This window comes from Asanoa sp. NPDC050611, from assembly GCF_040654855.1.
Taxonomy (GTDB): Bacteria; Actinomycetota; Actinomycetes; order Mycobacteriales; family Micromonosporaceae; genus Asanoa.
In genome coordinates, this window is sequence record NZ_JBFAIU010000020.1 from 32150 (window position 1) to 43958 (window position 11809).

10 protein-coding genes are annotated in these 11809 nt (G+C 69.5%); 4 read left to right on the plus strand and 6 right to left on the minus strand.

What is annotated here, in order from left to right; genetic code table 11:
• Positions 1 to 248: 248 nt before the first annotated feature.
• Together AB0H87_RS05655 and AB0H87_RS05660 are read right to left on the minus strand one after the other, a co-directional pair.
• Complete coding sequence (locus tag AB0H87_RS05655) at positions 249 to 1310, minus strand: aspartate-semialdehyde dehydrogenase (RefSeq protein ID WP_360140162.1); 1062 nt, start codon at positions 1308 to 1310, stop codon at positions 249 to 251.
• A 5-nt stretch (positions 1311 to 1315) separates the two neighbouring features.
• Positions 1316 to 2596, minus strand: coding sequence for an aspartate kinase (locus tag AB0H87_RS05660; RefSeq protein WP_360140165.1), 1281 nt, complete (start codon positions 2594 to 2596; stop codon positions 1316 to 1318).
• A gap of 227 nt (positions 2597 to 2823) precedes the next feature.
• Here AB0H87_RS05660 and AB0H87_RS05665 point away from each other — a divergent pair, with 227 nt between their 5' ends.
• Both AB0H87_RS05665 and leuA read left to right on the plus strand, forming a co-directional pair.
• Positions 2824 to 3615, plus strand: a complete 792-nt coding sequence (locus AB0H87_RS05665) for a hypothetical protein (RefSeq protein WP_360140168.1) — start codon at positions 2824 to 2826, stop codon at positions 3613 to 3615.
• 232 nt (positions 3616 to 3847) lie between these two features.
• Complete coding sequence (leuA, locus tag AB0H87_RS05670; RefSeq protein WP_360140171.1) at positions 3848 to 5602, plus strand: 2-isopropylmalate synthase; 1755 nt, start codon at positions 3848 to 3850, stop codon at positions 5600 to 5602.
• A 62-nt stretch (positions 5603 to 5664) separates the two neighbouring features.
• On the opposite strand, the gene AB0H87_RS05675 is transcribed toward leuA, so the two are convergent.
• Positions 5665 to 7143, minus strand: a complete 1479-nt coding sequence (locus tag AB0H87_RS05675; protein WP_360140174.1) for an MFS transporter — start codon at positions 7141 to 7143, stop codon at positions 5665 to 5667.
• A gap of 97 nt (positions 7144 to 7240) precedes the next feature.
• Here AB0H87_RS05675 and AB0H87_RS05680 point away from each other — a divergent pair, with 97 nt between their 5' ends.
• A complete protein-coding gene (locus tag AB0H87_RS05680; RefSeq protein ID WP_360140177.1) occupies positions 7241 to 7891 on the plus strand; it encodes an HNH endonuclease family protein in 651 nt (216 codons plus the stop codon).
• Entirely contained in the window at positions 7786 to 8145 is a 360-nt protein-coding gene (locus AB0H87_RS05685) for a hypothetical protein (RefSeq protein WP_360140180.1), read from the plus strand. The genes AB0H87_RS05680 and AB0H87_RS05685 overlap by 106 nt, the downstream gene beginning before the upstream one ends.
• Before the next feature lie 395 nt (positions 8146 to 8540).
• Here AB0H87_RS05685 and AB0H87_RS05690 read toward each other — a convergent pair whose 3' ends face one another.
• Genes AB0H87_RS05690 through AB0H87_RS05700 form a run of 3 tightly spaced genes read right to left on the minus strand, consistent with a single transcriptional unit; the run spans position 8541 to position 11664 of the window.
• Entirely contained in the window at positions 8541 to 9614 is a 1074-nt protein-coding gene (locus tag AB0H87_RS05690) for a dipeptide ABC transporter ATP-binding protein (RefSeq protein WP_360140183.1), read from the minus strand.
• Positions 9611 to 10651, minus strand: coding sequence for an ABC transporter ATP-binding protein (locus AB0H87_RS05695; RefSeq protein WP_360140186.1), 1041 nt, complete (start codon positions 10649 to 10651; stop codon positions 9611 to 9613). The genes AB0H87_RS05690 and AB0H87_RS05695 overlap by 4 nt, the downstream gene beginning before the upstream one ends.
• A complete protein-coding gene (locus AB0H87_RS05700; protein ID WP_360140192.1) occupies positions 10651 to 11664 on the minus strand; it encodes an ABC transporter permease in 1014 nt (337 codons plus the stop codon). The genes AB0H87_RS05695 and AB0H87_RS05700 overlap by 1 nt, the downstream gene beginning before the upstream one ends.
• Positions 11665 to 11809: the final 145 nt, after the last annotated feature.

The window sequence follows — 11809 nt, forward strand, 5'->3', positions numbered from 1 at the left end:
GGACCGCCCAGAGCAGCTACGCCGATCAGCGTCACCGTGACCGCCCCAGCCAACAGACCACAACCTCGCCGCGCAGCCTCAACCCACTGCCGCAACCCCGACCCCGCGCCACGGACCGCCCAGAGCAGCTACGCCGATCAGCGTCACCGTGACCGCCCCAGCCAACAGACCACAACCTCGCCGCGCAGCCTCAACCCACTGCCGCAAACCGACCTCGCGCCGCGGCCCGCCCAGAGCAGCTGCGCCGACTACTTCGCGGTGAGCTCTGCCGCTACCAGTTCAGCGATCTGGGCCGTGTTCAAGGCCGCACCCTTCCGCAGGTTGTCACCCGTAACGAACAGGTCCAGCGCCCGTGGGTCGTCCATTGCACGCCGGATCCGGCCCACCCACGACGGGTCCGTGCCCACCGCGTCGATCGGCATCGGGAACTCGCCCGCACCCGGGTCGTCGACCAGGATCACGCTCGGTGCGTTGCGCAGCGCCTCGCGGGCGCCCTCCGCCGTCACCTCGGCGCCGAAGACCGCGTGGACCGCTACCGAGTGGCCTGTCACCACCGGGACCCGGACGCACGTCGCCGAGACCTTCAGGTCCGGCAGGCCCAGGATCTTGCGTGACTCGTTGCGGAGTTTCAGCTCCTCCGACGACCATCCGGCGTCCCGGAGCGACCCCGCCCACGGCACCACATTCAAGGCCAGCGGCGCCGGGAAAGGACCAAGGTCGTCGCCCACCGCCTGGCGGACGTTGCCGGAGCGCGAGCCCAGCACCCGGTCGCCCGCGATCTTGCTCAGCTGGTCGTGCAGCGTGTCCACGCCGACCTGGCCGGCGCCCGATACCGCCTGATACGACGCGAGCACCAGCTCCCGCAGGCCATACTCACGGTGCAGCGGCGCGATCGCCACGATCATCGTCAGGGTCGTGCAGTTCGCGTTGGCGATGATGCCCTTCGGGCGGTTGCGGACCTGCTCGGGGTTGATCTCCGGGACCACCAGCGGCACGTCGCGGTCCATCCGGAACGCGGCCGAGTTGTCCACGGCCACCGCCCCCAGGGCCGCCGCGCGCGGTGCCCACTCCGCCGACACCTCGTCCGGCACGTCGAACATCGCGACGTCGATGCCGGCCAGCGACGACTCCGACAGCTCCTGGACCGTCAGCTCCTCGCCGCGGCAGTAGACCTTCTTGCCCGCCGACCGGGCCGAGGCCAGCAGGCGGATCTCGCCCCACACGTTCTTGCGCGCCGACAGCAGCTCGCACATCACCGTGCCGACGGCTCCGGTCGCGCCGACAACCGCTAGGGAAGGCAGACCGGACACCGGGCTCACCTCCCGGTCCCCGCGTAGACCACAGCCTCCTCGGTGCCACCCAGATCGAACGCATCGTGTACGGCGCGGACCGCCTCGTCGAGGTCGGTGTCACGGCAGACGACGGACACCCGGATCTCCGACGTGGAGATCATCTCGATGTTGACGCCGGCCTCGGCGAGCGCGGCGAAGAACTTCGCGGCCACGCCCGGGTGCGAGCGCATGCCGGCGCCGATGAGCGACACCTTGCCGACGTGGTCGTCGAACAGCAGGGTCTCGAAGCCGATCTCGGCCTGCACCCGGTTGAGCGCGGCCATCGCCACCGGACCGTCGGCCCGCGGCAGCGTGAACGAGATGTCGGTGCGGCCGCTCTGGTGCGCGCCCGGCTGACCCGTCGAGATGTTCTGCACGATCATGTCGATGTTGATCTCGGCACCGGCCACGGTCTCGAAGATCTTGGCGGCCGCGCCGGGCTCGTCCGGGACCGAGACAATCGTGATCTTGGCTTCGCTCCGGTCGTGAGCGACTCCGGTGATCAGTGCCTGCTCCACGGGAAGATCCTCCATCGATCCGGTGACGATAGTGCCGGGGTTCTGCGAGTAGGACGAGCGGACGTGGATCGGCACCTTGAAGCGCCGCGCGTATTCCACGCACCGCAGCATCAGCACCTTGGCGCCACAGGCGGCCAGGTCCAGCATCTCGTCGTAGGTGACCTGCTTGATGAGCTGTGCATTCGGCACGATACGCGGGTCGGCCGTAAAGACGCCGTCAACGTCGGTGTAGATCTCGCAGACATCCGCCGACAGCGCCGCCGCCAGGGCGACCGCCGTCGTGTCGGAGCCACCGCGACCCAGCGTCGTGATGTCCTTGGTGTCCTGGGAAACGCCTTGGAAGCCGGCCACGATCGCGATCGCGCCCTCGTCGAGCGCACCGCGCAACCGACCCGGCGTCACGTCGATGATCCGCGCGCGCCCGTGCACCGAGGTGGTCAGCACGCCGGCCTGCGATCCCGTGTAGGACCGCGCCTCGTAGCCGAGGTTCTGGATCGCCATCGCGAGCAGCGCCATCGAGATGCGCTCGCCGGCGGTCAGCAGCATGTCGAGCTCGCGGCCGGCCGGCAGCGGGCTGACCTGGTGTGCGAGGTCGAGCAGCTCGTCGGTGGTGTCGCCCATCGCCGACACGACGACCACGACGTCGTTGCCCGCCTTGCGCGCGTCGACGATCCGCTCGGCCACCCGCTTGATTCGCTCGGCGTCGGCGACTGACGAGCCGCCGTATTTCTGCACAACAAGCGCCACCGCGGGTCGCTCCCTTTCACCAAACGTGCCGAGCGCCGCCGGGTTGGCCGCCGGCGGCGCGCGAATTTTCCCCCGTCAGGGTACCGGCGGCCAGGGTGTGAGGGGAGTCGCGATCCCACCATCTGACGGACCGTCACGCACCGTTCACATGGAGAAGTTCCACACGCCCTGAGACACGCCGATACGCATGGACCGGTCTACATGGCGTCACCCCCACAATGAAACCCGTGTGGGCGTACGGGGTGGGCCCGCGCCGGTGGTTCGCCGGCGCGCTGGCCGGCGTGCTCCTGCTCACTGGCTGTGGTGACGGCGACGCCCCGACCCAGGAGGCGACGGGCCCGACCACCGAGCCGCCGCCCGCCACCGCCGACGCCCGCGACCAGCTCGCCGCCCTCGCCGCGGCCGCGCAGGACCGCACGCTGACGGCGATCTACAGCTACAGGACCGACGACCGCGAGCGCAGCGTCTCGGTGACGATCGCGAAGGACGGCAGCTGGCGGGTCGACGTGCCGGACCTGGCGCTCGGCGGCACGGTCGACATCTCGATCGTGCGCAACGAGATCGGCCTCTTCCAGTGCGCGCTGCCCTCGGCCGACCAGCCGGTGACGCCCACCTGTGTGAAGATCGGCGGTCCCGACGCCGACGTGCCGAACGCGATCGACCCGGACGTGCAGCGCGCGCTGGTCACCGTGCGCCACGTGCTGACCGATCCGGGCGCGCCGCTGGACGTGTCGACCACCGCCCCGCTGGCCGGCGCCAAGGGCGACTGCTTCGCCGTGGAGACCACGACGGCCTCGGTCAACGCCGCCCTCGACGTCGGCATCTACTGCTACGACCAGGAGGGCACGCTGACCGCGGCCCGCCTCGACTACGGCGATCTGCTGCTCGCGGGCCCGCCCGGCCCGGCGCCGGCCAGCGTGGCCCTGCCGGGTCCGGTGACCGACGACAAGCCCCTCGGCATGGCCGCCCCGCCGACCCCCACGCCGACGGTCACGGCGAGTGGTCAACCGACGACTTGACGAGACTTGCGTCTCAGAGTCCGGAAGGTCCTTGGCCAAATCACCACGGGCTCACGTAGGGTGATCGTTGTCATGTGGCACCGGCAGCTCCTGCTTCGCTGCCGCGACGGGGCCCCCCAGGCCGGCACCCCGTCGCGGAGCTGAATCGCGCCGTCCGCTCGCTGCACCGCACCTGAATCTTCCAGCCGCCCGGCGGCGCCCATGACTTCCTTTCTTCAGGAGCTTCTCCGCGATGTCTGACGTGACCTCGGAACATCCTGCAGTGTCCGAAAATCCCATCGCCCGCCAACGCGCCAGCCAGATGCCTTTCCAGCGGTACGCGTCGTACCACGAGCAGTTCGGTGTCGACCTCTCCGACCGCACCTGGCCCACCCGTCGCATCGAGACCACGCCCCGCTGGTGCGCCGTCGACCTGCGCGACGGCAACCAGGCCCTGATCGACCCGATGTCCCCGGAGCGCAAGCGCCGGATGTTCCACCTGCTGGTGGAGATGGGCTACAAGGAGATCGAGGTCGGCTTCCCGTCCGCCAGCCAGACGGACTTCGACTTCGTCCGCCAGCTCATCGAAGACGACATGATCCCGGACGACGTGACGATCCAGGTGCTGACCCAGTGTCGCGAGCACCTGATCGACCGCACGTTCGAGTCCCTGCGCGGCGCCAAGCGGGCGATCGTGCACTTCTACAACTCGACCTCGACGCTGCAGCGCCGGGTGGTGTTCGGCCTCGACCGGGACGGCATCACCGACATCGCCACGAGCGGTGCGCGGCTCTGCCAGAAGTACGCGGAGATCCACACCCCGGACACCGAGATCTTCTACGAGTACTCGCCGGAGTCCTACACGGGCACCGAGCTGGAGTACGCCCTCGAGGTCTGCTCCGCCGTGATCGACGTGATCGACCCGACCCCGGACCGTCCGCTGATCATCAACCTGCCGGCTACCGTCGAGATGGCCACGCCCAACGTGTACGCCGACTCGATCGAGTGGATGCACCGCAACCTGCCCCGGCGCGAGAGCGTCGTGCTGAGCCTGCACCCGCACAACGACCGCGGCACCGCCGTCGCCGCCGCCGAGCTGGGCGTGCTGGCCGGCGCCGACCGGGTCGAGGGCTGCCTGTTCGGCAACGGCGAGCGCACCGGCAACGTCGACCTGGTCACGCTGGGCCTGAACCTGTTCTCGCAGGGCGTCGACCCGCAGATCGACTTCGGCCGGATCGACGAGATCAAGCGCACGGTCGAGTACTGCAACCAGCTGCCCGTGCACGAGCGCCACCCGTACGCCGGTGACCTGGTCTACACCGCCTTCTCCGGCTCGCACCAGGACGCGATCAAGAAGGGCTTCGACGCCCTGGCCAAGGACGCCAAGGACGCCGGCGTCCCGATCGACGACTTCACCTGGGGAGTGCCCTACCTGCCGATCGACCCGCGCGACGTGGGCCGCACCTACGAGGCGGTCATCCGCGTCAACTCGCAGTCCGGCAAGGGCGGCGTCGCGTACATCATGAAGGAGGAGCACAACCTCGACCTGCCGCGACGCCTCCAGATCGAGTTCTCCGGCGTCGTCCAGGCGCGCACCGACACCGAGGGCGGCGAGGTCGAGCCCGACCGCATGTGGGACATCTTCGCGGCCGAGTACCTCACCCCGCAGAGCAACGACATCACGCTGCGGGGGTACGCCACGGCCACGGTCGACGACAAGGTCGAGGTCGAGGCGACGGTCGAGTACGCCGGCGAGCAGCGGGTGTTGACCGCGGTCGGCAACGGCCCGATCGACGCCTACGTCAACGCGATCCAGACCATGGGCATCCGGGTACGCCTGCTCGACTACGCAGAGCACGCCATGTCCTCGGGCGGCGACGCGCGGGCGGCCGCGTACGTGGAATGCGACGTCGACGGCGCCACCGTATGGGGCGTCGGCCTCGACCCGAACATCGTCAACGCCTCGATGCGAGCCATCACCAGCGCGGTCAACCGCGCCCGCAAGTAACCGGCGATCCCGGAAAAAGACCGGAGCCCGGCACCCGAACACGGGGTGCCGGGCTCCGGCCTTCAGGCGTCGCTTTCCTGCACCGGGTGCACTGAGTGGTTGGGCGTCGTCATGGTCGTCACCGCGCGGTGCCAGGCGATCCTGGGCAGGCGTCCACAGAAGACGACCGCCAGCACCGAGCCGGAGACCATCAGGCCGGCGCACCAGAGCATCGCCTCGCGGAACGACGCGGTCAGCGCCGAGGGCACCTCGTAGGCGGCGCCGCTCAGGCCGACGAACAGCGGCAGCGCGGCGATGGCGAGCAGCGCGCCGGCCCGGGCCGCGGCGTTGTTGACCCCGCTGGCGACGCCGGAGTGCTGCATCTCGACCGCGCCGAGCACGGCGGTGGTCAGCGGCGCCACGAGCGTGACCAACCCGAGGCCGAAGAGCAGCACGCCGGGCAGCACGTCGGTGAGGTAGTCGGTGTCCGGGCCGACGCGGCGCAGCAGGATCACCCCGATGGCGGCGACGACCGGGCCGATCGTGAGCTGCCAGCGCGGGCCGATCCGGGTGGCCAGCTCGCCCGAGCGGGCCGAGAGCAGCAGCATCAGCACAGTGGCCGGCAACGTGGCGAGGCCGGCCTGGAAGGCGTCGTAACCTGCCACGTTCTGCAGGGTCACGGCCAGGAAGAAACTCTGTCCGCTGAGGGCGGCGTACACGACGACGGTGTAGATGTTGAGGATCGAGAAGACGCGGCTGCGGAACAGGGCCGGCGGGGTCATCGCCGCGTCGCCCTTGCGGCGCTCGACGAGCACGAAGCCGACGGCCGAGGCCACGCCGACGCCGATCGCGCCGACGACGAGCGGGGCACCCCAGCCGTCGTCGGGCGCCTCGATCAGCGCGAACGTGATGCCGGCCAGGGCGAGGGCGGCGAGCACGGCGCCGGTCACGTCGAACCTGGTGTCCTCGCGGGGCGCGCGGCTCTCCGGCACCCAGCGCAACGCCGCCAGGACGGCGACGACGCCGAGCGGCAGGTTGATCAGGAACGCCCAGCGCCAGGACAGCGCGTCGATCAGGTAGCCGCCGACGAACGGGCCGAGGGCGGTGGAGATGCCGCTGAAGCCCGACCACAGACCGATCGTCTTGCCGCGCTCGTCGGCCTGGAACGAGGCCTGGATGATCGCCAGTGAGCCGGGGGTGAGCAGCGCCGCGCCGGCGCCCTGCAGGAACCGGGCGCCGATCAGCATGCCGATGGTCGGCGAGATCGCGCAGAGCAGGGACGCGATGGTGAACCAGACGATGCCGATCACGAAGATCTTGCGGCGGCCGAGGCGGTCACCGAGCGAGCCGCCCAGCAGCACAAAGGCGGCCAGCGTGAGCAGGTAGCCGTTGACGGTCCACTGCAGACCGGCGACGCTCGAGCCGAGGTCGGCGCCGATGTGCGGCAACGCGACGTTGACGATCGTGCCGTCGAGGAAGGCCATCCCGGAGGCGAGGATGGTCGCGAACAGCACGCCACGTCCGGCGGATGACTTGAGCCGCAGGGGCGTGGGCACGGTCATGTGCCCAATCTGCCCCGCGCGATCACGGACTACCACCGAATCGCCGAAAGCGTCGGCGGTTCTCGCTTGGGTGGCGCGCAGGGCGCACGCTTAGGACGTGCGTACCCCCCGCATCCTCGTCAATGTCCTCGCCGCCGCGCTGGTGCTCGCCGGAGCCGCGGGTTGCGTCCCGGTTGAGCCCGGTTCGGCCGATCCGCGAAGCACCACAACCAGCGCAGCGGCCACCGAATCGACCCGGTTGCTCGACCAGTTGGCCGTCGCCCGGTCGGGTTCGATGGCCGGCTACAGCCGCGACCGGTTCCCGCACTGGCGCAAGGCCGGCAAGAACTGTGACGTCCGCGACACGGTGCTTGGCCGCGACGGCACCGGGGTCGAGGTGAGCGGGTGCAACGTGGTCGGCGGCCGGTGGCAGAGCATCTACGACAACCGGGTCTTCACTGATCCGTCCGACGTGGACATCGACCACATGGTGCCGCTCGCCAACGCCTGGCGCTCGGGCGCCGACGAGTGGGACGACACGCGCCGGGGCGACTTCGCCAACGACCTGACGCGCCCTCAACTGCTGGCGGTTTCGGCGAGCAGCAACCGGGCAAAGGGTGACCAGGATCCGTCGACCTGGAAGCCGAGCAACCGCGACTTCTGGTGCGAATACGCGCAAGACTGGATCACCGTCAAGCATTACTGGAAGCTGACGGTGACCAGCGCGGAGAAGGACGCGCTCGCCGACATGCTGGAGACCTGCCCATGAGCGAACCCGCCGCCAAGCAGTCCGACCTCACCGCCGGCCCGGGCGGAGTGATGACCGACGAGGTCGGCGTGATCACGGGCGACCTGACGTTGCGGACGGAGTTGACCGACGGCAACGTCGTGCTCCGGGTGCAATACAAGGACGCCGCCGAGTGGTACGCGGTGACCGGTGGAAAGGCGAGCCTGAAAGACCCGGGAGACCTCGACGCCGTGCACAGCATCGCCCTCGGCCTACTCAACCGACCCGAGGGTTGAGGCCGCGGCCGGCACTGCTCTGAGCACACAACCGACCCGAGCGTTGACGCCGCAGCCGGCACTGCTCTGAGCACACAACCGACCCGAGCGTTGACGCCGCAGCCGGCACTGCTCTGAGCACACAACCGACCCGAGCGTTGACGCCGCAGCCGGCACTGCTCTGAGCACACAACCGACCCGAGCGTTGACGCCGCAGTCGGCACTGCTCTGATTACACAACCAACCCGAGGGTCAGCACCGGCGTCGACACTGGTCGGTCGGGTCAGCCTTCGAGGCCGACCTCCCCGCCCTTGAGCCCTTGCCGCAACCCACGGCGGACCTGGCAGCGGAGCGAAGCGGAGCGGTGTCCGGCGGGAGCGACGGTCGCGCCCCCGACGGACCCGGGAACCTCGTCTTTACGCTGCGGCCGTGCGGCCCGCGACTTCCTCGTTGTCGGCGACCGGGAAGTGGCACGCGGTCTGGTGGCCGGGCGCGTCGCCCTCGCGGATGACGAGCGGCGGCTCGGTGGTGGCGCAGATTTCCTGCGCCTTCCAGCACCGGGTGCGGAAGCGGCAGCCGGACGGCGGGTCGATCGGGCTCGGCACGTCGCCGGTCAGCAGCACCCGCTGGCGCTGGTTGGCCTCGCGGCGGCGCGGGTTCGGCACCGGCACCGCCGACATGAGCGCGACCGTGTACGGGTGCCGCGGGTTCGCGTAGAGCGTCTCGCGGTCGGCGATCTCGACGATCTTGCCGAGGTACATGACCGCGACCCGGTCCGAGATGTGCCGCACCACGGACAGGTCGTGCGCGATCACGACGTAGGTCAGGCCGAGCTCTTCCTGCAGGTCCTCGAGCAGGTTGACGACCTGGGCCTGGATCGACACGTCGAGCGCCGAGACCGGCTCGTCCGCGATGATCAGCTTCGGCTTGAGCGCGAGCGTGCGGGCGATGCCGATGCGCTGCCGCTGGCCGCCCGAGAACTCGTGCGGGTAGCGGTTGTAGTGCTCCGGGTTGAGGCCCACCAGCTTGAGCAGGTCCTGCACCGCGCGCTTGACGCCGTGCGGGGTCTTCACGCCCTGGATGTGGAACGGCGCGCCGACGATCGTGCCGACCGTGTGCCGCGGGTTCAGCGACGAGAACGGGTCCTGGAAGATCATCTGCATGTCACGCCGGAACGGGCGCATGGCACCGGTGCTGAGGTGCGAGATGTCCTTGCCCTCAAACATGATCTTGCCCGCGGTCGGCTCGGCCAGGCGCGTGATCAGGCGGCCGGTCGTGCTCTTGCCACAGCCGGACTCGCCGACCAGGCCCAGGGTCTCGCCCTTGTAGACCTCGAAGTCGATGCCGTCGACGGCCTTGACGGCGGCGACCTGCCGCTTCAACAGACCCTTGGTGATCGGGAAGTGCTTCTGCAGCCCTTGGGCCGAGAGCAGCGCCTCTTGCTTGGGGGTCTGCGTGGCGACGCCTTCCCGGGCGGTGCTCTCCGTCATGATGTTGCCTCCAACTTCGGGCGGACCTGCTCCTGCCAGATCCGCTTGCGCTCGGCCACGGGCATGTGGCATCGCACCAGGTGGCCCCGGCCGGACTCGACCAGCTGCGGAACCTCCGTCGAACCCAAACCACCGGTCCGCGCCTCGTAGGCGCAGCGCGGGTGGAACGCACAGCCCGACGGCACGTTGATCAGCGACGGCGGGTTGCCCGAGATCGGCAGGAGCCGGTTGCTCACGCCGCGGTCGAGCCGCGGCATGGATCCGAGCAGGCCCCAGGTGTACGGGTGCTCCGGCTCCTCGAAGATCGTCACGGCGGAGCCGTACTCGATGCACTTGCCGCCGTACATGACCAGGACGTCGTCGGCCAGCTCGGCGACCACGCCCAGGTCGTGCGTGATGATGATCAGCGCGGAGTTGAACTCCTGCTGCAGGTCCCGCATGAGGTCGAGGATCTGCGCCTGCACCGTCACGTCGAGCGCGGTGGTCGGCTCGTCCGCGATCAGCAGCTCCGGGTCGCAGGACAGCGCCATCGCGATCATCGCGCGCTGCCGCATGCCGCCCGAGAACTGGTGCGGGTAGTCGTCGACCCGGCGGTTCGGCTGCGGGATGCCGACCCGGCCCAGCATGTCGATGGCGTGCTTCTTGGCGACCGCCTTCGACACGTTGTTGTGCACCCGGTAGGCCTCGATGATCTGGTGGCCCACCGTGTAGTACGGGTGCATCGCCGACAGCGGGTCCTGGAAGATCATCGCCATCCGGCGGCCACGCATCTTGCGGACCGTCTCCGGGTCGGCGTTGACGATGTCGGTGCCGTCGAGCGTGATCTGGCCCGACACCCGGGCGTTGCGCTTGTTGTGCAGGCCGAGGATGCCGAGGCTGGTCACCGACTTGCCGGAGCCCGACTCGCCGACGATGCCGAGCGTCTTGCCGCGCTGCAGCGAGAAGGTCAGCCCGTCGACGGACTTGACCAGGCCGTCGTCGGTCGGGAAGTGGATGCGCAGGTCCCGCACATCGAGGAAGGCATCTGGAGCAGGCATCAGGCCAGCCTCACCCTCGGGTCGATGACCGCGTACACCACGTCCACGATCAGGTTTGCGATGACGACGAAGCCCGCGGCGAAGATGACGAAACCCATCACCTTGGGCATGTCGTTGGCGTTGATGGCGTCGATCGCGTACTTGCCGATGCCCGGCAGCGAGAAGGTGCTCTCGGTGAGCACCGCGCCGCCCATCAGCAGGCCGACGTCGAGGCCGAAGATGGTCGCGATCGGGGTGAGCGCCGCGCGCAGGCCGTGCTTGGTGACGACCGTGCGTTCCCGCAGGCCCTTGGCCCGTGCCGTGCGGATGTAGTCCTCACCCATCGTCTCGAGCATGCCCGCACGGGTCAGCCGGGCGTACGCCGCTGAGAACAGCAGGGCGAGCGTGATCCAGGGCAGCAGCAGGCTGTACGCCCACTCGCCCGGATTCTGTTCGATCGGTGTGTACGCGCCACCGGGCTTGGTCCAGTGGAGCGTGTAGCTGAAGATGACCAGCGAGACGAGGCCGGTCCAGAAGATCGGCAGCGAGACGCCGCCGAGCGCGATGCCCATCGCGGCCCGGTCGAAGATGCTGCCCCGCTTGAGGGCGGAGAGCACGCCGGTGGCCACACCGAAGATCACCCAGATGATCGCCGCGCCGAAGGCGAGTGACGCGGTGACCGGCAGGCGGTCCAGGATGTCGGGCAGCACCGGGTTACGGCCGATGAACGAGTAACCCAGGCACGGCGCGGGGCAGTGCGCCTGCGTCGAGCCGAACGAGAAGTCACGGCCGACGAAGATGGCCTGCAGCCAGTCCCAGTACTGCGCGAAGAACGGCTTGTCGAGCCCGAGCCCGTGCGCGGCCTCGGCCACCTGCTCCGGGTTGGCCGTGCGGCCGACGTAGCGGGAGGCCAGGTCCTCGGCGGTGCCGCCGGCCCAGCGTGGCACCAGGTAGAAGATGCCGAAGGTGATCATGCTGACGATGACCAGTGTCAGCACGGCGCCGAAGAGACGCCGAATGATGTACGCGACCACGGAGTTCGGCTCCGGCGACCGGCCCGCCCCATTCCGGGACGCGACGCCCTGCTGGCCGCGGTGCGGCGCCGCTACGACGACATGGTGCGGACGCGCCGTTATCTGACCATGACGAGCGTGCCGTCCGTGCCGTAGATCTCCAGGT